Below are 23,559 nucleotides of genomic sequence, written 5' to 3'. Positions count from 1 at the left end.
AGGAGAGACCCCTCGCGATCGGGAGCACCCATGCCGGCCGCCGCCCTCATGATCTCCGCAGGGACCACGGAGGACGTCGATCCGCGCGAGCGCATCGGGTTCTGGGAGGACTACAACCGGCGGGCGCTGGTCGGGCTGTCCTGCACGTCCTACTCCGAGCGCGGGCTGGTCGCGCGGCAGGCCAACTACCGGCTCGGGGACGTCCGGCTGGCCGACATCAGCGGGAACGCGCACGCGATCGAGCGGACGCCGCAGGTCGCGCGGTCGGCGCCCAAGGACTCGGTGTTCGCCTCGCTGCTGGTGAAGGGCGAGGCGGTCTTCCTGCACGAGCACGGCTGCCTCGCCGCCACGGCCGGCGACCTGGTCGTCTACGACACGCGGCGGCCCTACCTGTTCGGGTTCTCCTCGTCGATGCGGCAGTTCCTGGTGGACGTGCCGCGCGAGCTGTTCGTCCGGGAGTGCATGGCGGACGGGGTGCCCGCGCCGATGCTGTTCGGGCGCGGGACGGCGCGCGAGGGCGAACTGGTCGTGGGGCTGCGGTCGCTGCTGGAGAGCCCGGCTGCCGCCGATCCGCAGGGGGCGCGCGGCGCGGTCCTCGGCGTGCTGCGGCTGCTGGCGGACGAGCGGTCCGGCGGGCGGCCCGCGCCCGCCGGGCACCGGAGCCGGCTGATCATCGCCGAGGACTACATCGAGCGGCACCTGCACGACGCGTCGCTCGCGCCGGACGAGGTCGCCCGGGTGGTGGGCGTGTCCGTCCGGCACCTCGGCCGGATCTTCGAGACCGCGGGCACCACCCCGTCCCGGCACATCCTGGAGCGCCGCCTCCAGCGCGCGCACGAGGAGCTCACCGGCGGCGGGACGGCCCGGACGACCATCGCGGACGTCGCCCACCGTTGGGGCTTCTCCAGCCAGGCGCACTTCGCCCGGCATTTCCGCGCCCGGTTCGGCGTCACGCCGACCGACGCCCGCGCGTGATCAGCCGCCGGGCAGCTCGCCGAGCTTGACCTGGACGTCCTTCTTCGACCCGCTCGGCTCCTCGATCTGGACCTTCACGGTGGCACCCGGCTTCAGGCCCGCGAGGACGGCGGCCAGCGCGGTCTGGTCGGGCGTCGCGGTGCCGTTGACCGCGAGGATCAGGTCGCCGGCCTTGATCCCGGCCTTGTCGGCGCCGGCGCCCTTGGTCACCTCCACGACCGCGACCGCGGACTGCTCGCCGCTGTTCGGGTCGACGATCGTCCGGACGGTGGCGCCGAGCGCGGCCCGCCCGGACTGCGACACCTTCCCGTTCTGGATCAGCTGCGGGGCGATCTTCCTGACGGTGTCGCTCGGCGCCGCGAACCCGATGCCGGCGGCGGCCCCGCCGATCTGCGGGTCGGACGCGGCGGCGGTCGGGATGCCGATGACCCGGCCGTCCAGCGTGACGAGCGCGCCGCCGCTGTTGCCGGGGTTGATCGGCGCGCTGGTCTGGATCGCGTCGCCGATCGTCGCGCCGGGGAACGCGCCCTCCTGTTTGGTGGACACCGTCCGGTTCAGCGCGGAGACGATCCCGTTCGTCACGCTTCCCGCCAGGCCGAGCGGGTTGCCCATCGCGAGCACGATCTGCCCGACCTTGGCCTGGGTGGAGTCGCCGAACGAGGCGGGGCGCAGGTTCCCGCCGCTCGCCTTCACCACCGCGAGGTCGTCGGCCACGAACGAGCCGACGAGGCTCGCCTTCAGCGGGCTTCCGCCGCTGGACGCCGTCACCCGGATCTGTTTCGCCCCCGCGACGACGTGCGCGTTCGTGACGATGTCGCCCTTGGTGTCGTAGACGACGCCGGACCCCTCGCCCTGGTCGGTCTCGATCTTCACGACCGAGGGCAGCACGGCCGCGACGACCTGCTCGTACTGCTGCTGGAGCTGCGCCCCGCCCGCGGTCGGCGACGGCGACGGCGCGGCGGCGGCCGTCCTCGCCCTGTGCTCCCCGCCTCCGCCGCCGCAGCCCGCCACCAGCAGCGCCGTCCCCGCGAGGACCCCCGCGACAAGCCTGACATTTCGGTCCACCAGAACTCCCCTCCCCCGACCCGGTCCTTCCCTTTTCCACCGCGAAGGCACCCCCGACCTGCCACGACGTGATCGCGTTTCGGCGCCCCTTGCCCTTCCGGCCGCGATGCCGGACGATCAAGATCGCCTTCGAGGGGAGACGGGTCCATGCGCGACGACATCGGCGGGGTCGACACCGGCGCCGGCGGCACCTGGGCGAGCGGCGACTACGCCCGCGTCGGCAACCGCTGGCTGCTGGTGAGCGAGCTGCTCTGCGAGACGGCCGGGATCCGGCCCGGCGAGCGCGTCCTCGACGTCGCCACCGGGACCGGGAACACCGCGCTGGCCGCCGCCCGCCGGTTCGCCGACGTGACCGGCGTCGACTACGTCCCGGCCCTGCTGGAGCACGCGCGGGCCCGTGCCGCCGCCGAAGGCCTCGACGTGCGGTTCACGGCCGGCGACGCGCTGGAGCTGCCAGCCCCGGACGGCGCGTTCGACGTCGCGGTGTCGACGTTCGGCGTCCAGTACGTCCCGGACCAGGAGAAGGCGGCCGCCGAGCTGCTCCGGGTGGTCCGGCCGGGCGGGCGCATCGCGCTGGCGAGCTGGTCGCCGGGCGGCTACCTCGGCGAGCTGCTCCGCCTCGTCGACCGGTACACCGCCGGGGCGTCCGGGGACGCGGCGCCCACGCTGTGGGGCACCGCGAAGCACCTGGAGCGGCTGCTCGGGCCGCACGCGTCCGCGCTGGAGTGCACCGAGCGGGAATGGCGGTTCCGGTTCCGCTCCCCCGCCGACATGATCGGCTTTTTCCGGGCGCACTTCGGCCCGCTGAAGGTCGCGTTCGACGTCCTCGACGCCGCCGGGCGGGACGCGCTGACCGCCGACCTCACCCGGCACATCGAGGCCGCCGCCACCGCGCCCGGTGGCACCGTCGAGGTCCCGTCCGCCTATCTGGAGGCGGTCGCCGTCCTTTCCCCCTGAGCCCCGATTCCCCCTGATCCCCGTTCAGTCGCTGAGGTCGTTCTTGCCGAAGAACGGCGCGTAGCCGGACGGCAGCTGGCTCAGCAGGTGGTTCAGCTCCCCGCCGGAGACGGTCCCCGCGACCGTGCTCAGGACGGCGTCGGCGTCCCATTCGGCGGTGCGCTCGGTGGCGCCCGTCATGCCAGCGACGCGGCGGCAGAACTCCGCCGAGCCGTACGACTCGGCCTGGCCGTGGCGGTCGCGCATCAGCTCGTCCAGCGGTTCGGGGAGCTGCGCCGCCAGGTGGTCGGCGCCCTCCTCGGTGAGCCGGTCCCGCAGGACGGCCAGCACCGCCTCCGTGACGCGCTCGGCCTCCTCGCGGCCGCTGTAGTCCCCGTTGTCGCGGACCGTCGCGATGAACTGCCCGTACTTCATGGTCTGTCCCCTCTCCGGTCGCATGCGTCCGGTCCTCTCTGCCGGGGTGCCCGTGAACGCGGCCTCCATGCGGGGCGTGACGTGGTGGATCACCCGCCTCCTGACATGGATCCGGGCCCACGGGTAGTGCAGTAGGGACGGGAGACCGAGCACGGAGGTGAACGTTGGCGCTGCGCATCGAGGACTACGGCATGCTGGGCGATCTCCAGACGGCGGCCCTCGTGGGCAAGGACGGCTCGATCGACTGGCTGTGCCTGCCGCGGTTCGACTCGCCGGCCTGCTTCGCCGCCCTGCTCGGCGACGACGCGGCCGGGTTCTGGCGGATCGCGCCGGCGTCCGGCGGGATGTGCACGCGGCGCCGCTACCGCGGGGACACGCTGATCCTGGAGACCGAGTGGGAGACGCCGGACGGCACCGTCCGGCTGATCGACGCGATGCCGCCGCGCGGCGAGGCGGCGGACGTGGTCCGCGTCGTGGAGGGCGTCAGTGGGCGGGTGCCGATGCGCACGACGCTGCGGCTGCGGTTCGACTACGGCCGGATCGTGCCGTGGGTGCGCCACCTGGACGGCCAGTTCGAGGCGGTCGCGGGCCCGGACGCGGCGTGGCTGAAGACGCCCGTCCCGCTGGAGGGCCGCGACATGTCGACATTCGCCGAGTTCACGGTGGCGGAAGGGGACCGGGTCCCGTTCGTCCTGACCTACAAGCCGTCGCACGAGCCGCGCCCCCGCCACGTCGACCCGGAGCAGGCGCTCCGCGACACCAAGGCGTTCTGGGCGGAGTGGACGGGCCGCTTCCGCTACGACGGGCGGTGGGAGGACGCCGTCCGGCGCTCGCTGATCACGCTGAAGGGGCTGACCTACAAGCCGACCGGCGGGATCGTCGCCGCCGCGACCACGTCGCTGCCCGAGCAGCTCGGCGGGCCGCGCAACTGGGACTACCGGTTCTGCTGGCTGCGCGACGCGACGTTCACCCTCCAGGCGCTGCTCGGCACCGGGTTCGTCGACGAGGCGCGGGACTGGCGGGACTGGCTGCTGCGCGCCGTCGCCGGCGACCCCGCCGACCTGCAGATCATGTACGGCATCGACGGGACGCGCCGGCTCCCCGAGTACACCCTCGACTGGCTCGGCGGGTACGAGGGGTCGTCGCCGGTGCGGGTCGGCAACGCCGCGTCCGGCCAGTTCCAGCTGGACACCTGGGGCGAGGTCCTGCACGGCCTGCATCTCGGGCGGGAGGCCGGCATCGGGACGGTCCAGAACGCCTGGGACGTGCAGAAGGCGCTGCTCGACTTCCTTGAGGGCCACTGGGACGACCCGGACAACAGCCTGTGGGAGGTGCGGGGCGAGCGCCGCCACTTCGTGCATTCCAAGGTGCTGGCGTGGGCGGGCGTCGACGCGGCCGTCCGGGGCGTCGAGAAGCACGGGCTGGACGGCCCGGCGGACCGGTGGCGGGAGCTGCGCGACCGGATCCACGCGGACGTGTGCGAGAACGGCTACGACGGCGGCCGGGGCACGTTCACCCAGTTCTACGGGTCGCGCGGGGTGGACGCGGCGCTGCTGCTGATCCCGCAGACCGGCTTCCTGCCGTGGGGCGACCCGCGCGTGGTGGGCACCGTGGACGCGGTGGAGCGCGAGCTGTTCCGGGACGGGTTCGTGCTGCGCTACGACACGCAGGCCGACGGCGGCGTCGACGGCCTGCCGGGGTCGGAGGGCGCGTTCCTGGCCTGCACGTTCTGGTTCGCGGACGCGCTGGCCGGCATCGGCCGGCGCGAGCAGGCGACCGAGGTGTTCGAGCGGCTGCTGGGCCTGCGCAACGACCTCGGGCTGCTCAGCGAGGAGTACGACACCGCGACGGGCCGGCACGTCGGCAACACCCCGCAGGCGTACTCGCACGTCGGGCTCGTCAACACCGCCCGGCATCTGAGCGGCACGGCCGCGGCGGCGCAGACGTCGCGGGCCGCCGGTGCGGCGGGCTGAGTCCGGCGGGCCGATGGAGAACCGACGACCGAACCGATACGAGGCAGAGCCGAAGGAGAACCGCACATGCGCGCCTTGACCGTCGTTCCGGGGCAGAAGGACTCGCTGGCCGTCCGGGACGTCCCCGATCCCGAGCCCGGCGACGGGGAACTGCTGGTGGACGGGCTGGCCGTCGGGGTCTGCGGCACCGACCGGGAGATCGCGTCCGGCGAGTACGGCTGGGCGCCGCCCGGTCATGACCGGCTGGTCATCGGGCACGAGTCGCTCGGCCGGGTGCGGCGGGCGCCGTCCGGCGGCGGGTTCGCGGAGGGCGACCTGGTGGTCGGCGTGGTCCGGCGGCCCGACCCGGTGCCCTGCGGGGCCTGCGCGCACGGGCAGTTCGACATGTGCCGCAACGGGCGGTACACCGAGCGCGGCATCAAGGAGATCGACGGCTACGCGAGCCAGGCGTGGACGGTCAAGGCGGACTACGCGGTGAAGCTGGACCCGCGGCTCGCCGACGTCGGCATGCTGATGGAGCCGACGACGGTGGTCGCGAAGGCGTGGGAGCAGGTCGAGAAGGTCGGCTCCCGGGCCTGGTACCAGCCGAAGTCCGCGCTGGTCACCGGCGCCGGGCCGATCGGGCTGCTGGCCGCGCTGCTCGGCGTCCAGCGCGGGCTCGACGTCCACGTCCTCGACCAGGTCGTGGACGGGCCCAAGCCCGACCTGGTCAAGAGACTGGGCGCGACCTACCACAGCGAGGGGATGGACGCCGCCGTCGCGCACGCCAAGCCGGACATCGTCATCGAGGCGACCGGCGTCGGGCAGCTGGTGTTCGGCGCGATGGCCTCGACCGGCGCCTACGGCATCGTCTGCCTGACCGGGGTGTCGCCGACGGGCCGGAAGCTGACCGTGGACGCCGGGAGCATCAACCGGGAGATCGTGCTGGAGAACGACGCGATCGTCGGGTCGGTGAACGCCAACCTGACCCACTACGCGGCGGCGGCGGACGCCCTGGCCAAGGCCGACCTGGACTGGCTCGGCCGCCTGGTGTCGCGGCGCGTCCCGCTGGAGGGGTTCCAGGACGCGTTCACGCCGGACAAGGACGACGTGAAGGTCGTCATCACGCTGGACTGACCCCGCTCCGGGGCGGGGCGGGCGTCCGGGGCCGGTCGTTCACGAGTGTCGCCAGGGGACGCACCTGAATGTCATTCTGGTCGGGACGAGGGCGGACGCGCGCCGCCCGCCGGCCCGCCCCCCCGGAGCACGCATGATCGACAAGGAAGCCCTCCGCCGCAGGTACCGCACCGAACGCGACAAGCGCCTCCGCCCCGACGGCAACGCCCAGTACAAGCGGCTGACCGGCCGGTTCGCCCGCTACCTCACCGATCCGCACACGCCCGTCGCGCCGCGCGGCCCGCGCACCGACCACGTCACGGTCGCGTTCATCGGCGGCGGCTTCGCCGGGCTCGTCACCGGCGCCCGGCTGAAGGAGGCCGGCGTCGACGACGTCCGGATCGTCGAGAAGGGCGGCGACTTCGGCGGCACCTGGTACTGGAACCGCTACCCCGGCGCCCAGTGCGACACGGCGTCGATGGTCTACATGCCGCTGCTCGAAGAGACCGGGCACATGCCGACCGAGAAGTACGCGCACGGCCCGGAGATCCTGGAGCACTGCCGCCGCATCGGCAAGCAGTACGGCCTGTACGACAACGCGCTCTTTCACACCGAGGTCGAGGACCTGGAATGGGACGCGCCGCGGTCGCGGTGGATCGTCCGGACGAACCGGGGCGACGCGTTCACCGCGCAGTTCGTCGCGATGGGCACCGGCCCGCTGCACGTGCCGAAGCTGCCCGGCATCGACGGCATCGACGCGTTCGAAGGGCACTCCTTCCACACGAGCCGCTGGGACTACGCCTACACGGGCGGCGACGCGTCCGGCGCGCCCATGGACAGGCTGGCGGACCAGCGCGTCGCGATCATCGGGACCGGCGCGACGGCCGTCCAGTGCGTCCCGCATCTCGCGCGGGCCTGCAAGGAGCTGTACGTCTTCCAGCGGACGCCTTCATCGGTGGACGTGCGGAACAACCACCCGATCGACCCGGAGTGGTTCGCGGAGATCGCGACGCCGGGCTGGCAGCGGCGCTGGCTGGAGAACTTCACCTCCAACCAGGCCGGCGGCACCGCCGAGATCGACCTCGTCATGGACGGCTGGACCGACCTCAGCCGCCGCATCCGCGCCCGGTACGCGGCGCTCGGGCCGGGCGAGGCGACGATCGAGAAGATGATGGAGGTCTACGAGGACTCCGACCATGAGAAGATGGAGGAGATCCGCGCCCGCGTCGACGCGATCGTCCACGACCCGCAGACCGCGGGCGGGCTCAAGGCCTGGTACCGGCAGCTGTGCAAGCGGCCGTGCTTCCACGACGAGTACCTGCAGGCGTTCAACGTCCCCGGCACCCATCTGGTCGACACCGACGGCAGGGGCGTCGACCGCATCACCCCGTCCGGCGTCGTCGCCGGCGGACGCGAGTACGCGGTCGACTGCGTGATCTACGCGTCCGGGTTCGAGGTCGGCACCGAGTACACCCGCCGCACCGGCTACGACATGACCGGCCGCGACGGGCTGAAGCTGTCGCGGTACTGGTCGCAGGGGATGCGCACCCTGCACGGCACCCACGTCCACGGGTTCCCGAACGCGTTCGTCGCGCAGCCCGCGCAGGGCGCGAACCTCATCTCCAACATCCCGCACAACCTCACCGAGGCCGGCGCGACCATCGCGGCGGTGATCCGGCACGCCCTCGACCACGGGTTCACCGAGGTCGAGGTGACGCGGGAGGCCGAGGACGCCTGGCTCGACGTCCTCGGCCACGCCGCGCCGACGATGCGGTTCCTCCCCGACTGCACGCCCGGGTACTACAACAACGAAGGCCAGGCGCCGTCACCGTGGTCGCTGCTGAACGTCGGCTACCCGGCGGGCGCCACCGCCTACTTCTCCTACCTGGAGCGGTGGCGCTCGTCCGGGACGTTCGAGGGCCTGGAGTTCCGCTGAGCCCCAGTCGGCTCAGTCGGCTCAGTCGGCGACGAACCGGATGCCGCCGCGGCGCCGGTCGTGCTCGCGCTGCCGCCGGACGACGTAGGTCCCCGGCGCACAGCCCGACGCGCCGTGCTCGGGATGCAGCAGGTAGACCACCTCGGAGGCCTCGAACACGCCGATCGCGAGGCGGGTGTCGTCCAGCACGTTGATCGTCCAGCGGCAGGTGCCGGGCTCGGCGACCAGCGTGTGGGTGTTGCCGCCGGCCTCGGCGCGCAGCAGCTCGACGCCCTCGGGCGGGACGTCCCGCCAGCGCGCGTTCGGGTGCGTGAAGCCGGGCCGTTCGGGAGGAACGGTCACGGACTGCGCGACGAGGTGCAGCGGTACGACCATCAGGTCGCCCTGGGCCTGGAGCCCGTCGACGACCGGGATGCGCATCGACCGCTCCAGATGGTCGAGCACGGTCACGCCGGTCTGCTGGGAAAGGGACTGGAGTGTCTGCGTCATGGTCATCACCTTCAGGTTCGGCGGGCGAGGAGGGAGTACTGCTCGGCGGACAGGCCGTACGTCCAGGCCGCCGCGGCGACCGGATCGCGGATCGCGCCCGGCACGGTCAGCCCGTACCGGCGGCGGTGCCCGTCGCGCTCGACCGACCCGTTGACGGCCAGCAGCACGCGCGTCTCCGGCCGCAGGTCGTAGAGCCGCAGCTCGGAGCCGGGATTGCCGGGGTCGGGGGCGGTGGAGACGAGCCGCAGCCCGGCGCCCTCGATGTAGGCCGGCCAGCCGAGGTGCTCGATCGCGCACCGCCGGATCTCGACGTTCGTCTCGCGTTCGATGCGGTCCGGGGCGGGGTCGTCGATCACCCAGGACGGCACCGGCCTGCCGTGCCAGGCGTGCACGTCCCAGCCGTCGCGGTAGCGGATCGCCGGGCCGTCCGGGGCGTGCGGGCGCACCTCGCCGTCGTCCCCGCACACCTCGGTGCGGACGACGGCGGGCCGCTCGGACACCACGCACACGTCCTCGTGCGGCCACCACCAGCCGGCCGACGACAGCGCCGCGGCCCACAGGTCGAGGTGCCGGACCCGCTCGGGCGCGAACGGCACACCCGCGACCCGGCGCACGACGTCGAAGTAGGCGATCCGGGAGACGCACAACCGGTCGTACCAGGTGCCCGCCGCGCGCTCCGGGTCGTGCGCCGAACGCGCGGCCAGGCCGAGCGTGCCTCGCACCGAGGTGGCCAGCGAGAACTGCACCTGCTGCCGGAACAGGCCCGCCAGACCGGAGCAGTGCCCCCTGATCTCCTCATCGAGATCGAGGCGCAGCCGGGCCAGGGAGGCGCCGAGCGCGCGCACCGCGGGCCCCTCCAGGACGCCGGCACCGTGCGCGCGCAGGCGCATGCCGGGCGGGACGGTCTCGAAGGCCGCGAGCGGCGACGGGACCCAGTGGAATCGGGGTGGATCGAGCCCGGCCAGCCGGTAGAGGCCGGAGATGGCCGCTTCGGCGGCCGGACGGTCGGCGGGCCGCACGGACAGTGCCCGGCCCAGCCATTCCTCGCGGACGGCGGCAGCTTCCCGCTGCACGGCTCCGCTCATCGGATGCGGGCGGCAGCGCCCCTCTCATCGATCATGCCCCGCATGCTGACAGACCCCCACACGGCATGTCCAGAGGGTTACCTCAGTCCGCGTTCAGCAAGTGCCCAGGTTCGCCCCATAGACCGTCAGGTATGGGATTGTCGCGTCGCGGGTTTCTGGTGGGGACGGTGCTGGCCGGTGGGGCGGCGTTGGCGGGGGCGGCGGGAACGCTCGAACGCGGCGGCGGCTCGGACGCCACCGCCGCCACCGCCGCCGAACCGAGCGGCTACCTGACGCTGCCGGGCACGCAGCCGCCGAAGGTGACCGTCCGCCGGACCGGGCAGGTCGCGGCGGGGCTGGTGTTCCTCGGGCCGTTCCGCGGGACGGACTACGCCGACGCCCTCATCGTCGACGACGACGGCGAGCCGGTGTGGTTCCGCGGCTCGAAGGACCTCGTGACGGACCTGCGCGTGCAGACCTACAAGGGCGAGCCGGCGCTCACGTACTGGGAGGGCGCGCGGCTCGTCGGCGGGCACGGCGCGGGCACCGGGATCGTCCTCGACCGGAGCTACCAGCAGATCGCCGAGGTCCGGGCGGGCGAGGGCATGCAGGGCGACCTGCACGAGTTCCAGCTCACCGACCAGGGCACCGCGCTCCTCACCGCCTACCCCGAGGTCATCGCGGACCTGCGGCCGATCGGCGGGCCCCGCGAGGGGCACGTCTACGGCTGCCACGTCCAGGAGGTCGACGTGGAGACCGGCAAGGTGCTGCTCGACTGGAACGCGCTCGACCACATCGAGATCGCCGAGACGAAGATGCCGATGACCAAGGACACCGACGGGACGAAGGGCAAGACGTTCGACCCGGTCCACGTCAACTCGGTGCAGGCCTACGGCGACACGCTGCTGATCTCCGCGCGCGACACCTGCGCGCTGTACTCGATCGACCGGCGGACCGGTGCGGTGCGGTGGCGGCTCGGCGGCAGGCGCAGCGACTTCACGGTCGGGTCGCGTGCCGCGTTCGCCTGGCAGCACAACGCCCGCCGCCACGACGCCACCACGATCACGCTGTTCGACAACCACATCACCAACGTCGGCGACGGCGCGTCGCGCGGGGTCGTCCTGAAGATCGACGAGAAGGCCCGCAAGGCGACGCTGCTGCGGGAGTACACCGACGGCAAGACCTACGGGCAGTACATGGGCAACGTGCAGCTGCTCGAGAACGGCAACGCGGTCGTCGGCTACGGCTCAACGGCCACGGTGATCGAGTTCGGGCCGGACGGGCGCCCGGTCATGGAGATGACCGGGGCCGGCTCGTACCGGGCGTACCGGGCGCCCTGGTCGGCGCAGCCCAGGACCGTGCCGTCCGTCGCCATCGCGTCGGTGTCGGGCGGGCGGATGCGGGTGCACGCGAGCTGGAACGGCGCGACGGAGGTCGCGGCGTGGCGTTTCCTCACCGACGCGAACGCGGCCCGCTTCACGACCGCGGCGAGCGTCCGGCGGACCGGGTTCGAGACGGCCGCGACGATGCCGGTCGCGCCGCGCGTCGTCGCGGAGGCGCTCGCCTCGAACGGCCGGGTCCTCGCCCGGTCGGCCGTCCAGGCCGTGAGCGTCTGACCTCAGCTCCCGGGCGGCCGGTCCAGCGTGGAGTTCAGGGCGCGCAGGCGTTCCAGCTCGCGGCGGTCGCGCTTGGTGGGCCGCCCGGCGCCCCGGTCGCGGCGGCCGACCGGGATCAGCGCCTCGCGCGGCGGCGGGGGCGGGCTCTTGTCGATCAGGCACTCGGCCGCGGCGGCCGCCCCGACCCGCTTGCGGACGATCTTCTGCACCACGACGATGCGCTCCCGGCCGTCGTGCCGCAGCCGCACCTCGTCACCGATCTTCACCGCGGTGGACGGCTTGGCGCGCTCGTCGTTCACCCGCACGTGCCCGCCGCGGCACGCGGTCGTCGCCATCGACCGGGTCTTCAGCAGCCGGACGGACCAGATCCACAGATCGACCCGCACCGTCCCCTCGTCCGCCATGCACCGGAGTCTATTGACCGCGCGAAGTGCCCCGTCAACGGCTTATTCGATCACCGGTGGGCGGTGATCCAGGCGTCCGCCCGCTCCCACTGCGCGTACAGCCAGTTGATGCGGGCCTCCCGTTCTTCGGGGACGTCCTCGGCGGGGATCCGCCACCACCGGGCGCGGACCGGCTCGGTCAGCGGGACCCGCCGCCAGATGTCGCCGGCCGTGGCCATGCGGTCCAGGCCGACGTGCGCGACGAACACGACGTCCGCGCCGGGCGCCGCGTCGATCGCGGCGAGGACGCCGCCGGGGCGTGGCGGCATCAGGTTCCGCATCCGGGACGCGCGGGCGACCTCGCGCGGCCGGTCGTGGCGCGCCAGCCGCCGGATCGCCCGGTGCCGCCGCTCCGGCGAGAAGTTGCCGCCCTCCGGGAAGATCAGCAGCGCGTCGCGCGGCCCGAGGCCCTCCGCGAGCCGCCCGATGCTCTCGGTGGCGCCGCCGTGCTCGACGAACACGTTCGGCATCCGGTTGGCCGCGATGTCGATGCAGGGGTCGAGCTGCAACTCCGCCTTCATGACCACCCGGGGCCGCCGCCGGTACCCGGTGAGCAGGTGGTGGACGAGGATCAGCGCGTCGCCCGGCCCGGCGTGCCGGCTGAGGACGATCAGCGGCCGGTCGGCGCCCGTCCCGTCCCAGCTCCCCTCGTCCTCGACCCGCAGGCCGAGCCGCCGCCCCGCGACCCCGTAGAGCCCGGCGACATAGCGGCGGATGACGTCGTAATGCCGGTCGTCGTGGCCGCGTCCGGTGCACCACAGCCATGCGCACTCCGCAACCGCCGCCGACTCCCGCGTCCCCCACGCCAGCGCGAACCACAGGAACCGGACGGCCCTCTTACGCTTCCGTCCGAACAGCGCGCCGCACACCCAGACGACCGGAAACACAACGACGACAATCAGGGTCAGCAAGAGCAGCACCGGCGTGCAAACCAGCCGCCGGGCAATGGGGGGCGGTACCATTTCACGCCTGTTCTTTGAGGTATTTCATCGACGCCTCGTAAGCACGCTCGATATGCGCCGTGATACCGGACGCGTTCCGGTACCGCAACTGCGAGTAGTCCACCCCCGCCTTCCGTTCGCCGCCCGCCGGCAGGACGTGCACCGTCAACCCGTCCGGCAGCGCCGCCATCTCCTCGAAGAACCGGTGCCGCCGCGCGATCTCGAACGCGACCATTCCGACCTCCCACGGCCTGCGCGGCGGCGCCAGGGCCCGCTCGATCCGCCCTACCTGCAGAACGTAGATGGTCGTGGCGCCCAATGCCACCGCGCGCCCCACCGGAATGCTGTGCACCAGCCCGCCGTCGAAGTAATGCCTTCCGTCGATGCGCACCGGCGGCAGCAGTCCGGGCGCCGCGCACGACGCCAGCACCGCCGGAATCACCGGCCCGTCGGAGAACCAGTGCGCCATCGCCGTCTCGATCCCGGCCGCCACGCACTGGAACGGCACGGCCATTTCCGTGAACGTCCGGGCGGGCAGCAACTGGTCCATCATCCGCAGCAGCGGCTCCGCCGAATGCAGATGCGTGCCCGACCGCGCCAGCGTCCACAGCCGCTCCCACACCCGCGCCCCGAACACCTCCCGCGCCGCGTCGTCCGACCACAACCCGGCCAGCCGCCCGACCGCCGTGTCCGGCTCCGCCGCGACGAACGCCCCGTTCAGCGCCCCGATCGACGTCCCCACCACCAGGTCGGGCCGCACCCCGGCCTCCTCGAGCGCCCGCAGCATCCCCACCTCGTGCGCGCCGAGCACGCCACCGCCGCCCAGCACGAACGCCGTCTTCCCGGACTCCGCCACCCGTCCCTCCTTCGACGCCCCGGTCATCCCCCCAGAAGCCCGGACGAACCAACACGATCAGTCATAGCCTCCCGCCATGGGGAGAATCCTGGTCGGCACGGCCTCGTGGACGGACAAGACGCTGCTCTCCTCCGGCTGGTACCCGCCGGAGGCCAGGACCGCCGAGGACCGCCTGCGCTACTACGCCTCCCAGTTCCCGCTCGTCGAGGTGGACGCCACCTATTACGCGCCCCCTGCGGAACGGACCGCCCGCCTCTGGGCCGAGCGCACCCCGCCCGGTTTCGTCTTCAACGTCAAGGCGTTCTCCCTCCTCACCGGCCACCCGACCCGCCCCGGCTCCCTCTACAAGAACCTCCGCGACAAAGTCCCGGACAAACGGAACGTCTATCTGAAAGACGTTCCGGAGGACGTGGAGAACGAGGTCTGGGACCGCTTCCTCAGCGCCCTCCAGCCCCTCCACGACGCGGGAAAACTCGGCCTGCTCCTCTTCCAGTTCCCGGTCTGGTTTCCGCCCGGCGACCGCAACCGCGAGCGCATCCTCCGGGTGCGGGACCGCTGCGCCCCCATGCCGATCTGCGTCGAGTTCCGCAACGCCGCCTGGATGGACGACGAGCACCGCGACGCGACGCTCGCCTTCATGTCCGGCCACCGCATTCCCTACGTCGGCGTGGACATGCCGCAGGGCCACCGGTCCTCGATGCCGCCCGTCCTCGCGGCGACCGGCGACGCGGCCGTCGTCCGCTTCCACGGCCACAGCGAACGCTGGGACTCCACCGACGTCCGCGAACGCTTCGGCTACCTCTACACCGAAGCCGAGATGCGCTCCTGGGCGCCCCGGATCCGCGACCTGGCCGACCGCGTCGAAACGACCTACGTCGTCTTCAACAACTGCTGCGCCGACCATTCCCAACGCAACGCCACCCGCTTCACCGACCTTCTAGCATCGTGACCAGCGGAGATCACGCAACAACGCCACCGCCGAAGCGCCGTCCACAGCCTGTGGACAATTACATGGACCCGCAGCGCCGCTGAGATAAACCTGAGCGGCGGACACCACGTCCAACGGGCCGACAGGCGCAAGGGTCCCCCGCTCGCGGCGGTGGCCGTCCAGGACGGCAGCAGCCCGCCGCCCGCCGCGTTCTCGCCGGACGGGCGGTGCCCGATCTGCCTCACCGCTCCACGTGCTCCTGACCTCGGTTGCGGGTCTCGGGCACTGAGGGGGATCGCGCAGGATGGACGGTATGGCGACGAGGACGACAGAGCGGGGCGGGCTGGGGGCGACGATCCGCGCGTGGCGGGAGCGGTTGGTGCCGCCGGTCGCGGGGCCGCCGTCGGGGCGGGCCCGGCGCGCGGCCGGGCTGCGCCGCGAGGAGCTCGCCGAGCGGGCCGGGCTGTCGGTCGACTACGTGGTGCGCCTGGAGCAGGGGCGGTCCACGGCGCCGTCGGCCCAGGTCGTCGCCTCCCTGGCGCGCGCCCTGGAGCTGACCGGAGCCGAGCGCGACCACCTTTACCGCATGGCCGGGCTGGCCGCCCCGAGCGACGATCCGGTGTCCGACCACCTGCCGTCCGGCGTCCGGCGGGTGCTGGACCGGCTCGGGGACGTCGCGGTCGCGGTGTTCGCCGCGGACTGGCGGATGATCTGGTGGAACCCCGGCTGGGCGGCGCTCCTCGGCGACCCGTCGGCCAGGCCGCCGGAGCTGCGGAACTTCGCCCGGGAGAGGTTCCCGGTCGGTGCGGACGACGCGCGCATCGCCTCCTGGCCGGTGCTCGCGCACGACAGTGAGCGCTCCGACCTCGCGATCGTGTCCGACCTGCGCCGCGCGACCGGCCGCTTTCCCCGTGACGCGCGCCTGGCCGAGCTGGTCCGGCTGCTCGTCGCGGGAAATCCGACGTTCGCCCGGCTGTGGGCGAGCGGCACGGTGGCTGCCCACCGCGAGGACCGCAAGACGGTCGAGCATCCGCGGATCGGCCCGGTGGACGTGGACTGCGACGTGCTGACCGACGGCGACTCCGAGCTCAAGATCGTGATCTTGTCCGCGGCGCCCGGCAGCGCGGACGAGGCCCGGCTGCGGCTCGCCATGGCCGGCGGCTGATCGCCCCCCGGCGCCGGGCGTGTGCCCGGCCCCGGAGGGTTCCGGATCAGCGGTGGGTGCGGAGGCCGTAGCCGTAGGGGAACAGCGGGTGGTAGTTCTTGTCGCCGACGTTGATCGGCTCCTGGGACTCGCTGCGCGGCCACGTCACGGGGAGGCGGCCGGTGTAGGCGCGGTGGCCGAAGAGGGTGTCGGACACCCCGGCGCCCTCGCTGCCCGGCAGCCACGACATGACGAACGCGTCCATCTTCGGCAGCTCGTCGGTGACGATCTGCGGGCGCCCGGCGACGTCGAGGACGACGCACTTCTTGATCGCGGAGCAGACCTTGTCGATGGCGGCCTTGTCGGCGTCGGACAGGTTGAGGGTGTGGCCGTTGCCGACGTCGCCGACGCCCTCGGCGTACGGGGTCTCGCCGACGACCACGACCCCGACGTCACTGCCGGCCGTCGGCGCGGACGCGTCGGCGCTGTAGGTGACGTTCTTGGCGTTCTGCTGGATGCCCTGCAGGATCGTCGTCCCCGGGATGGTGTTGCCGGAGCCGCCCTGCCAGGTGACCGTCCAGCCGCCGGCCTGGTTGCCCATGTCGTTGGCGTTCACGCCGGCGACGTAGATGCGCTGGGACTTCTTCAGCGGCAGCACGTCGCCGGAGTTCTTCAGCAGCACCTGCGACTTGCCGGCGGCCTCGCGGGCGACGGCGCGGTGCGCGGGCGAGCCGACGGACTTGATGTTCGTCCGGTCCGTGTACGGGTGCTCGAACAGTCCGAGTTCGAACTTGGACTTCAGGATCCGGCTCACCGCGTCGTCGATGCGGGACATCGGGACGCGTCCGGCCTGCACCTCGGCGAGGAGCGTCTGCTCGAACTGCGGCGAGCTGTAGGGCTCCATGAACATGTCCATGCCCGCGTTGACGGACGTGCGGACCTGCGTGGCGTAGTCGCCGGGGATCTGGTGGATGGCCTCCCAGTCGCTGATCAGGAAGCCGTCGAACCCGATCTTCTGCTTGAGGACGTCGGTGAGCAGCTCCTTGTTGGCGCTCATCTTGACCGGGTTGCCGACGCCGTCCTCGGTCCAGTCGACGCTGGAGAACGACGGCATGATGCTGCCGACCCCGTACTTCCTGACCGCGAGAACGTAGGGCGCGAGGTCGATCCGGTCGAACGTCCGGCGGTCGGTGACGGTGACGCCCTGGTCGATCGTGTACGTCCCGCTGGTGGACGACCCGAACTTGGTGTCGCCGTCGCCCGCGTAGTGCTTGGCGGTCGCCAGGACGTGCGTCGGGTCGGCGAGGTCCTTGGTGCGCCGGCCCTGGAACCCTTCGAGGGCCGTCTCCATCTTCATGACCAGGGCCGGGTCCTCGCTGAAGGACTCGTAGGTGCGGCCCCAGCGCAGGTCGCGGGAGACGCAGACGCAGGGCGCGAAGACCCACTGCGGCCCGGTCGCGCGGGTCTCGGTCGCGGTGATCTGCTCTTCCCTGCGGACGAGGTCCGCGTCGCGGGTGGCGCCCATCGCGTTGTTGTGCGGGAAGACGGTGGCGCCGACGAGGTTGTTGTCGCCGTGCACCGAGTCGATCCCGTACAGCAGCGGGATCTTCAGCCGGGTGTTCAGCGCGGCCGCCTGGTACCGGTCGACCATGTCGGCCCAGCCGGACGGGGTGTTGTCGGCCGGCACGGAGCCGCCACCGGACAGCACCGAGCCGAGGCCGAGCGCGGTGATCTGGCTCGGGTCGGAGTCGATGGCGCCGCGTTCGGCCTGCGTCATCTGGCCGATCTTCTCCTGCGGCGTCATCCGGCCGAGCAGGTCGGAGACGCGCTGCGCGACGGGCAGCCGCGGGTTCAGGTAGGGCGCGGAGGCGGGCGCGCCCGCGAACGCGGTGTCGACCGCCGCCGTGGGCAGGACGGCGGCGGCGACCGCGATCGCGATCAGTGAACGCCTGGTCCGGGTGGCCGTTCGTCTGTGGGGGTGTCGCAAGGTCCCTCCTGGGTCGCTGACGGCGACGCGGCGCGGCCCGGCAGGGCCGCTCGCCCGCCCCGCCCGCGGCGGACGGGGACGTCCGCGACGGAGCGGGCGGGGTCACGGCGCGCCCGGACGGCCATGACCCCTTGCGGCGGGCTTCAGCGTCACCAGGAACCTCCCCCGCCCTTGATCACCTGTCAAGCACCTCCCGCCCCGCCTGGATGATCTTGGTTGGAGGATGGGCCGCGGGGGCTTGACGGGAACTAAGTTCACCCTTTAAATCATCGGCTGAATTAAGCCTGCGCACCGGGGCCGGGACCCGTGACGCCCGCCCCGGCTTCGCGCTGCCCGGGGATGGCACCCGGCCGGCGGCCCGTCCGGCACGGTGGCCACACCCGGCCGCGATCCCGGCGCTCTGGGACGCGGCCGTCCGAAACTGTGCGGACCTTGTCGTTCCAGACGCTCGTCCCGGACCGGCGCGCCGGCGAGCATGGCGCCATGGACGACTTCGACCCGGACGAACGGGCCTGGTGGCGGGCCGCGCTCGCCGTCGCGACGGTGGGCTGGGGCGCGCAGCAGTTCGCTCCGCTTCTGCTGATGTACCGCGCGAGGCTCGGCCTCACCGCGACGACCGTGCAGGCCACCTTCGGCATGTACGTGCTCGGCCTGGTCCCCGGCCTGCTGCTCGGCGGCCCGGTGTCGGACCGGTACGGCCGCCGCCGGGTGCTCGTCCCAGCGCTCGCCGTGTCCGCGGCCGGCACGGCCCTGCTGGTCCTCGGCGGGACGGGCGCCGGCTGGCTGTTCGCCGGACGGCTCGTCGCCGGTATCGCGAGCGGCGCCGCGTTCAGCGCCGGATCGGCCTGGATCAAGGAGCTCTCGGCGTCCCGGGCGGGGGCCGCGCCGCGCCGGCTCACGATCGCGATGAGCGTCGGGTTCGGCCTCGGGCCGCTGGTCGCCGGGGTCCTCGCCCAGTGGGCGCCCGCCCCGTCCGTCCTGCCGTACGCGCCGCATCTGCTGCTCGCCGCCGTCGCGCTGCTGCTCGCCGTCCGGGCGCGGGAGACCCGGCGGGCGGACGCGGCGCGCGGCGGCCAGGCGGCGAGGGTGCGGAGCCGGATGGCGAGGGTGCGGAGCCGGGCGGCGAGATCGGTCGGCCGGGGAGGCAACGATCATCCTTCCGTCGAGCAGAATGGCACTGTGATCGAGATGTCGCGGGAGGCGTTCGAGGAGCTGGTCGGGGAGGCCCTCGACACCATCCCGGCCGAGCTGACCGCGCACATGCGCAACGTCGTCATCGTGGTCGAGGATGACGCACCCGAGCGCGGCCTGCTGGGCCTTTACCAAGGCGTACCCCTCACCGAGCGCGGTGACTGGTACGGGGCCGTCCTGCCCGATCACATTTCGATCTATCGCCGGGAGATCCTCCGGATCTGCGACACCGAGGACGACGTCGTGGCGGAGGTGCGGATCACGGTGATTCACGAGATCGCGCATCATTTCGGGATTGATGACCGCCGGCTCCACGAGCTGGGGTATTGAGCCCGACCGGCAGCGCGTTTCAATATTTGGGCACGGTAGGTCACATAACTGCCACGCAGCGTGAGTTAATAGGAGGGTCGTCCACCCCTGGACGAGCCGAACTGGAGCGCGCGTGGCGGGAAGGCAGACCGGCCGGCACCGGCGTCCGGCGGAGGAGCAGGCGACCTACCGCGAGGTGTTCGCGGTGGGTGAGTTCCGCGCCCTCTGGCTGGCGCAGGCGCTGTCGTTCGTCGGGGATCAGCTGGCGCAGGTGGCGCTGGCCGTGCTGGTGTACCAGCACACCGGCTCCGCGTTGCAGACCGCCGTCACCTACGCGCTGACGTACCTGCCGCCGATCGTGGGCGGGCCGGTGCTGTCCGGACTCGCCGACCTGTTCCCGCGCCGCACGGTCATGATCGTCTGCGACGTGCTGCGGGCGTGCCTGGTCGCCCTGATGGCGCTGGTGACGATGCCGTTCGCGGGGCTGTGCCTGCTGGTCTTCGCGACCGTGCTGCTGGGCACCCCGTTCACCGCCGCGCGCGCCGCCGTCCTGCCGGACGTCCTGGAGGGCGACCGGTACGTGGCGGGGTCGGCGATCAACAACATGACCCACCAGGGCACGCAGATGCTCGGGTTCCTGGCCGGCGGCGCGATCGTCGCGGTCGTCGGGCCCTACCAGGCGCTCGCCATCGACGCGCTGACGTTCGGCATGTCGGCGGTGGTCCTGGTGGGCGGCCTGCGGCCGCGCGCCGCGCCGAAGCGCCGGGAGCGCGAATCGCTCGGCCTGTGGCGCGGCACGCGGGACGGGGCGCGCCTGGTGTTCGGCGACCCGGTGCTGCGGTCGCTGGTGTCGTTCGCGTGGCTGTGCGCGTTCTACGTCGTCCCGGAGGGGCTCGCGGCACCGTACGCGGCGACGTTCGACGACAGCGCCGTGACGGTCGGGGTCCTGATGTCGGCGATGCCGACCGGCATGGTGTTCGGCGCGTTCCTGTTCAGCCGGTTCGTCCGCCCGACGAACCGGCTGCGGCTGATGGGATGGATGTCGATGGCCGCCTGCCTGCCGCTGGTCGGCGCCGGCGTGCATCCGCCGCTGTGGGGCGTGGTCGTCCTGTGGGCGATGGCCGGCATGGGCAGCGCGTACCAGCTCGCGGCCAACGCGGCGTTCGTCGCGGCCGTGCCGGCGGCCGGCCGCGGCCAGGCGTTCGGCCTCGCCCAGTCCGGCATCCTCGCCGGCCAGGGCATCGGCATCCTGGTCGGCGGCGCCGCGACGCAGGTCCTCGGCCCCGAGACGGTGGTGGCCCTCGCGGGCGTCATGGGGCTGTCGGTCGCCGCGATGCTGTCGCTGTCCTGGAACCAGGTCCGTTCCGGCGTCATCACCACCATGAACGACCGGGCCGGGCCCGTCGAGGTCCCCGCGTCCCGCGACGACGACCTGCCCGGCATCCGCCGCTCCGCCCCCGCACCCTGAACGATCAGATCAGGCGTGGGTCCGGTTCTTGTTGACGGCGTCCTTGGTGCGCTGGACCGCGTCCTGCACGTTCGGGTTGTCCTGGGCCTTCTTGAACAGGTCCTCGGCGACGGACGTCGCGGCGCCCTCCTCGGGGATCAGCAGCCAGGCGATCACGTAGAGCGCGATGCCCGCCCCGCCGAATACCGTGAAGACGGCCAGAACGAGCCGGACGACGTTGGCCTCCACGCCGAGGAACTCGGCGGCGCCGGAGCAGACGCCGGCGAGCATCCGCCCGTCGCGGGTGCGGCGGAGCCGCCGTTCGGTGGTGCCCTTGTTCATGTCCATGCCTCGATGATGCCCATCAACGGGGGAACGCGACATCCGGAACCGCCCTGATTCGTCCCTGACCCGCGCCCCTGAGGCGGTCCCCGAGGGGAATCCCCGCGGTCGCGGGCACGTTGGGCGCAGTACCCGCGACCCTTGAGCGGCGCTTAAGGTCGGTGTGAAGGGTTAATGACTGGACGTCCCGGACCGCCCCTCGGCAGACTCGTCGGCCCAGGTAGCGGGACGGACGCACGAGCAGAGCAGGACGAGCAGAGGGAGCGGCATGAGGATCGGGATCGTCGGGGCCACCGGCCAGGTCGGGGGCGTGATGCTTCGCATCCTGGCGGAACGCGGATTCCCGGTGGACGAGCTGCGGCTGTTCGCCTCGGCCCGGTCGGCCGGGCGGAAGCTGCCCTGGGGCGACACCGAGATCACCGTCGAGGACGCGGCGGCCGCCGACTACGCGGGCCTCGACATCGTGCTGTTCTCCGCGGGGAAGGGCTCGTCCAAGGAGCTGGCGCCGAAGGTCGCCGCCGCGGGCGCCGTCGTGATCGACAACTCGTCGGCCTGGCGGATGGACCCGGACGTCCCGCTGGTGGTCGCGGAGGTCAACCCGCGCGCCGCGACGGACCGTCCCAAGGGGATCATCGCCAACCCGAACTGCACGACGATGGCCGCGATGCCGGTGCTGCGGCCGCTGCACGCCGAGGCCGGGCTGGCCGCGCTGGTCGTGTCGACGTACCAGGCGGTGTCGGGCAGCGGCCTCGCGGGCGTGTCGGAGCTGCACGAGCAGGCGCGCAAGGTCGTGGAGAACGCCGACCGGCTCACCCACGACGGCGCGGCGGTCGAGTTCCCGGACCCGCAGGTGTACGTGCGGCCCATCGCGTTCAACGTGCTGCCGATGGCGGGCTCGATCGTGGACGACGGCCTCGCCGAGACCGACGAGGAGCAGAAGCTCCGCAACGAGAGCCGCAAGATCTTGGAGATCCCGGACCTGAAGGTGTCGGGCACCTGCGTGCGGGTGCCGGTGTTCAGCGGGCACTCGCTGCAGATCAACGCCCGGTTCGAGCGTCCGATCGGGCCGGAGCGGGCGAGCGAGCTGCTGTCCGGCGCGCCCGGCGTGGTGCTGGCGGACGTCCCGACGCCGCTGCAGGCCGCCGGGCAGGACCCGACCTACGTCGGCCGGATCCGCCGCGACGAGACCGTGGACAACGGGCTCGCGCTGTTCTGCTCGGGCGACAACCTGCGCAAGGGCGCCGCGCTCAACGCCGTCCAGATCGCCGAGCTGGTCGCCGCCGAGTAGCGCAAGCAAAGCCGGATAAGTCCGGCAAATCCGGGCGAATTGAACCGATCACGTGCCGGCCCCGTCTGACTGCCGGCACGTGATCGTTTGTTCGTGGGGGAGCCCGGATGAGGCGTTTTATGATCATGACCGCGGGGGCGGCAGGGGGAGTGGTGCTGCTGGGGGCCTGCGGCGGCGGAGGCGGCGGGGACGTCAAGGGGGCCGGGACCGCCGCCGTGTCGGCGCCGGCGATCGGCGCGACCAGCACCCCGGATCTCGGAGGCGGCGGCGGGCAGCGGACGGCGCCGCGCAAGACGGCGGTCCCGCCCCGCGCCGCCACCCTCGGCCCGCTCGGCTACGGCACGCTCCGGCTCGGCATGAAGGCGGGCCAGCTGCGCGGCAGCGGGCTGCTCGTCGGCAAGGTGCGCGGCCGGGCCGGCGGCTGCGATGGCTACGACCTGCGGACGCACCGCACCCCGAAGGGCTCGGCCGGCGTCTACTACTCCGCCCGCCTCGGCATCGCGACGATCTTCGCCGTCGGCGGGATGCGCACCCCGCAGGGGATCGGCGTCGGCTCCACCCTGGCGCAGGTCAAGCAGGCCTACCCGAGGCTGGCCACCGGCGTGAACGGCTCGTCGGCGCCCGTCTCGGGCAACCCGCACGCCGTCTACAGCCTCCTGCTCAAGGGCGGCCGCGTCACCTCCCTCGCGCTCGACCTCGCCGGCCAGACCTGCCACAACTGACCGGGCGCGGTCAACCTGCGCGGCGGCCCTTGACCTCCAAGGAGTCGAGCAGCGCGGCGGTGGAGCGGGCGATCTCTTCGACGGCGCGGTCGAAGGCCTCCGCGTTGTGGGCCGCCGGGGAGCGGAACCCGGAGATCTTGCGGACGTACTGGAGCGCTGCGGCCCGGACGTCCTGGTCGGTCACGTCCTCGGAGAACGGCGGGCGGAGCGTCTTGATGCTGCGGCACATGTCTCTATTGTGACCCGCGGCACCGACAGTCCCGCCGGACGTGCGTGGGGCCCCGGCGCCCAGCAGAGGTGGGGGGCGCCGGGGCCCGGCGGGGGGCGGGTCCCCGTAAGGCGGCGGGCCGCGCGGGACGGGCCGAGATCCCGTCCCG

Annotated in this window: 22 protein-coding genes and 1 pseudogene; 13 read left to right on the top strand and 10 right to left on the bottom strand. The window is 72.8% G+C overall.

Annotation, left to right across the window (positions count from 1 at the left end):
• The first annotated feature begins 30 nt into the window (after positions 1-30).
• Positions 31-975: a helix-turn-helix domain-containing protein gene (locus ABD296_RS35210; protein ID WP_344277514.1), complete on the top strand. Its 945-nt coding sequence runs from the start codon at positions 31-33 to the stop codon at positions 973-975.
• On the opposite strand, the gene ABD296_RS35205 is transcribed toward ABD296_RS35210, so the two are convergent.
• A complete protein-coding gene (locus ABD296_RS35205) occupies positions 976-2,040 on the bottom strand; it encodes a S1C family serine protease (protein ID WP_344277511.1) in 1,065 nt (354 codons plus the stop codon).
• Between the two features lie 147 nt (positions 2,041-2,187).
• On the opposite strand from ABD296_RS35205, the gene ABD296_RS35200 reads away from it, so the two are divergent.
• Positions 2,188-2,997: a class I SAM-dependent methyltransferase gene (locus ABD296_RS35200; RefSeq protein ID WP_344277508.1), complete on the top strand. Its 810-nt coding sequence runs from the start codon at positions 2,188-2,190 to the stop codon at positions 2,995-2,997.
• Between the two features lie 24 nt (positions 2,998-3,021).
• Here the strand turns inward: ABD296_RS35200 and ABD296_RS35195 are convergent, their stop codons facing one another.
• Positions 3,022-3,411, bottom strand: a complete 390-nt coding sequence (locus ABD296_RS35195) for a DUF2267 domain-containing protein (RefSeq protein ID WP_344277505.1) — start codon at positions 3,409-3,411, stop codon at positions 3,022-3,024.
• A gap of 170 nt (positions 3,412-3,581) precedes the next feature.
• Between ABD296_RS35195 and ABD296_RS35190 the strand changes: the two genes are divergently transcribed.
• The 3 genes from ABD296_RS35190 (at position 3,582) to ABD296_RS35180 (ending at position 8,415) form a co-directional block, all read left to right on the top strand.
• Positions 3,582-5,384 carry a glycoside hydrolase family 15 protein gene (locus ABD296_RS35190; RefSeq protein ID WP_407061549.1) on the top strand — a complete coding sequence of 601 codons (1,803 nt, stop codon included), beginning with the start codon at positions 3,582-3,584 and terminating at the stop codon, positions 5,382-5,384.
• A gap of 66 nt (positions 5,385-5,450) precedes the next feature.
• On the top strand, positions 5,451-6,500 hold the full coding sequence (locus tag ABD296_RS35185; RefSeq protein WP_344277501.1) for a glucose 1-dehydrogenase: 1,050 nt from the start codon (positions 5,451-5,453) through the stop codon (positions 6,498-6,500).
• A 133-nt stretch (positions 6,501-6,633) separates the two neighbouring features.
• Positions 6,634-8,415, top strand: coding sequence for a flavin-containing monooxygenase (locus tag ABD296_RS35180; RefSeq protein WP_344277498.1), 1,782 nt, complete (start codon positions 6,634-6,636; stop codon positions 8,413-8,415).
• Positions 8,416-8,436: 21 nt separating this feature from the next.
• Here ABD296_RS35180 and ABD296_RS35175 read toward each other — a convergent pair whose 3' ends face one another.
• Both ABD296_RS35175 and ABD296_RS35170 read right to left on the bottom strand, forming a co-directional pair.
• On the bottom strand, positions 8,437-8,904 hold the full coding sequence (locus tag ABD296_RS35175; RefSeq protein WP_344277495.1) for a hypothetical protein: 468 nt from the start codon (positions 8,902-8,904) through the stop codon (positions 8,437-8,439).
• An 11-nt stretch (positions 8,905-8,915) separates the two neighbouring features.
• Entirely contained in the window at positions 8,916-9,977 is a 1,062-nt protein-coding gene (locus tag ABD296_RS35170; protein WP_344277492.1) for a DUF6745 domain-containing protein, read from the bottom strand.
• Positions 9,978-10,120: 143 nt separating this feature from the next.
• Here ABD296_RS35170 and ABD296_RS35165 point away from each other — a divergent pair, with 143 nt between their 5' ends.
• Positions 10,121-11,584 (top strand): arylsulfotransferase family protein, encoded by a 1,464-nt coding sequence (locus ABD296_RS35165; protein ID WP_344277489.1) that lies wholly within the window; start codon positions 10,121-10,123, stop codon positions 11,582-11,584.
• Between the two features lie 2 nt (positions 11,585-11,586).
• Here the strand turns inward: ABD296_RS35165 and ABD296_RS35160 are convergent, their stop codons facing one another.
• The 3 genes from ABD296_RS35160 to ABD296_RS35150 form a co-directional block, all read right to left on the bottom strand.
• Positions 11,587-11,988, bottom strand: a complete 402-nt coding sequence (locus tag ABD296_RS35160) for an RNA-binding S4 domain-containing protein (protein ID WP_344277486.1) — start codon at positions 11,986-11,988, stop codon at positions 11,587-11,589.
• 50 nt (positions 11,989-12,038) lie between these two features.
• A complete protein-coding gene (locus tag ABD296_RS35155) occupies positions 12,039-12,914 on the bottom strand; it encodes a 1-acyl-sn-glycerol-3-phosphate acyltransferase (protein ID WP_344277483.1) in 876 nt (291 codons plus the stop codon).
• 76 nt (positions 12,915-12,990) lie between these two features.
• On the bottom strand, positions 12,991-13,824 hold the full coding sequence (locus ABD296_RS35150; protein ID WP_344277481.1) for a patatin-like phospholipase family protein: 834 nt from the start codon (positions 13,822-13,824) through the stop codon (positions 12,991-12,993).
• Positions 13,825-13,900: 76 nt separating this feature from the next.
• Here ABD296_RS35150 and ABD296_RS35145 point away from each other — a divergent pair, with 76 nt between their 5' ends.
• Positions 13,901-14,773, top strand: coding sequence for a DUF72 domain-containing protein (locus tag ABD296_RS35145; RefSeq protein WP_344277478.1), 873 nt, complete (start codon positions 13,901-13,903; stop codon positions 14,771-14,773).
• Positions 14,774-15,065: 292 nt separating this feature from the next.
• Positions 15,066-15,917: a helix-turn-helix transcriptional regulator gene (locus ABD296_RS35140; protein WP_344277476.1), complete on the top strand. Its 852-nt coding sequence runs from the start codon at positions 15,066-15,068 to the stop codon at positions 15,915-15,917.
• Positions 15,918-15,963: 46 nt separating this feature from the next.
• On the opposite strand, the gene ABD296_RS35135 is transcribed toward ABD296_RS35140, so the two are convergent.
• Positions 15,964-17,883 (bottom strand): glycoside hydrolase family 3 protein, encoded by a 1,920-nt coding sequence (locus ABD296_RS35135; protein ID WP_344277473.1) that lies wholly within the window; start codon positions 17,881-17,883, stop codon positions 15,964-15,966.
• A gap of 339 nt (positions 17,884-18,222) precedes the next feature.
• On the opposite strand from ABD296_RS35135, the pseudogene ABD296_RS35130 reads away from it, so the two are divergent.
• From ABD296_RS35130 to ABD296_RS35120, 3 genes and pseudogenes are all read left to right on the top strand, one after another.
• Positions 18,223-18,945 (top strand): annotated as a pseudogene (locus tag ABD296_RS35130) (MFS transporter); the annotation flags it as partial.
• A gap of 117 nt (positions 18,946-19,062) precedes the next feature.
• Complete coding sequence (locus ABD296_RS35125) at positions 19,063-19,404, top strand: metallopeptidase family protein (protein WP_344277575.1); 342 nt, start codon at positions 19,063-19,065, stop codon at positions 19,402-19,404.
• A gap of 112 nt (positions 19,405-19,516) precedes the next feature.
• Positions 19,517-20,851, top strand: a complete 1,335-nt coding sequence (locus ABD296_RS35120; protein ID WP_344277466.1) for an MFS transporter — start codon at positions 19,517-19,519, stop codon at positions 20,849-20,851.
• Between the two features lie 9 nt (positions 20,852-20,860).
• Here ABD296_RS35120 and ABD296_RS35115 read toward each other — a convergent pair whose 3' ends face one another.
• Complete coding sequence (locus ABD296_RS35115) at positions 20,861-21,178, bottom strand: PspC domain-containing protein (RefSeq protein WP_344277463.1); 318 nt, start codon at positions 21,176-21,178, stop codon at positions 20,861-20,863.
• 262 nt (positions 21,179-21,440) lie between these two features.
• Between ABD296_RS35115 and ABD296_RS35110 the strand changes: the two genes are divergently transcribed.
• The gene (locus ABD296_RS35110; protein WP_344277461.1) at positions 21,441-22,460 is read left to right on the top strand and encodes an aspartate-semialdehyde dehydrogenase; all 1,020 of its coding nucleotides are present in this window, start codon (positions 21,441-21,443) and stop codon (positions 22,458-22,460) included.
• 107 nt (positions 22,461-22,567) lie between these two features.
• Positions 22,568-23,182, top strand: coding sequence for a hypothetical protein (locus tag ABD296_RS35105; RefSeq protein ID WP_344277458.1), 615 nt, complete (start codon positions 22,568-22,570; stop codon positions 23,180-23,182).
• Between the two features lie 10 nt (positions 23,183-23,192).
• Here the strand turns inward: ABD296_RS35105 and ABD296_RS35100 are convergent, their stop codons facing one another.
• Positions 23,193-23,411, bottom strand: a complete 219-nt coding sequence (locus ABD296_RS35100; RefSeq protein ID WP_344277455.1) for a DUF2277 domain-containing protein — start codon at positions 23,409-23,411, stop codon at positions 23,193-23,195.
• Between the last annotated feature and the right edge of the window lie 148 nt (positions 23,412-23,559).

The organism is Actinomadura napierensis, assembly GCF_039529375.1.
Taxonomy (GTDB): Bacteria; Actinomycetota; Actinomycetes; order Streptosporangiales; family Streptosporangiaceae; genus Spirillospora; species Spirillospora napierensis.
The sequence above is the reverse complement of the archived record's forward strand: the minus strand, read 5'-3'. Positions and strand labels throughout refer to the sequence as shown.

What these genes read in the sequence shown, in the direction of transcription:
- ABD296_RS35200 (WP_344277508.1), top strand. Translation starts at nt 2,188, where the DNA reads ATGCGCGACGACATCGGCGGGGTCGACACCGGCGCCGGCGGCACCTGG.
- ABD296_RS35185 (WP_344277501.1), top strand. Translation starts at nt 5,451, where the DNA reads ATGCGCGCCTTGACCGTCGTTCCGGGGCAGAAGGACTCGCTGGCCGTC.
- ABD296_RS35105 (WP_344277458.1), top strand. Translation starts at nt 22,568, where the DNA reads ATGAGGCGTTTTATGATCATGACCGCGGGGGCGGCAGGGGGAGTGGTG.
- ABD296_RS35160 (WP_344277486.1), bottom strand. Translation starts at nt 11,988, where the DNA reads ATGGCGGACGAGGGGACGGTGCGGGTCGATCTGTGGATCTGGTCCGTC.
- ABD296_RS35195 (WP_344277505.1), bottom strand. Translation starts at nt 3,411, where the DNA reads ATGAAGTACGGGCAGTTCATCGCGACGGTCCGCGACAACGGGGACTAC.
- ABD296_RS35110 (WP_344277461.1), top strand. Translation starts at nt 21,441, where the DNA reads ATGAGGATCGGGATCGTCGGGGCCACCGGCCAGGTCGGGGGCGTGATG.
- ABD296_RS35115 (WP_344277463.1), bottom strand. Translation starts at nt 21,178, where the DNA reads ATGGACATGAACAAGGGCACCACCGAACGGCGGCTCCGCCGCACCCGC.
- ABD296_RS35140 (WP_344277476.1), top strand. Translation starts at nt 15,066, where the DNA reads ATGGCGACGAGGACGACAGAGCGGGGCGGGCTGGGGGCGACGATCCGC.
- ABD296_RS35175 (WP_344277495.1), bottom strand. Translation starts at nt 8,904, where the DNA reads ATGACGCAGACACTCCAGTCCCTTTCCCAGCAGACCGGCGTGACCGTG.
- ABD296_RS35100 (WP_344277455.1), bottom strand. Translation starts at nt 23,411, where the DNA reads ATGTGCCGCAGCATCAAGACGCTCCGCCCGCCGTTCTCCGAGGACGTG.
- ABD296_RS35180 (WP_344277498.1), top strand. Translation starts at nt 6,634, where the DNA reads ATGATCGACAAGGAAGCCCTCCGCCGCAGGTACCGCACCGAACGCGAC.
- ABD296_RS35145 (WP_344277478.1), top strand. Translation starts at nt 13,901, where the DNA reads ATGGGGAGAATCCTGGTCGGCACGGCCTCGTGGACGGACAAGACGCTG.
- ABD296_RS35210 (WP_344277514.1), top strand. Translation starts at nt 31, where the DNA reads ATGCCGGCCGCCGCCCTCATGATCTCCGCAGGGACCACGGAGGACGTC.
- ABD296_RS35165 (WP_344277489.1), top strand. Translation starts at nt 10,121, where the DNA reads ATGGGATTGTCGCGTCGCGGGTTTCTGGTGGGGACGGTGCTGGCCGGT.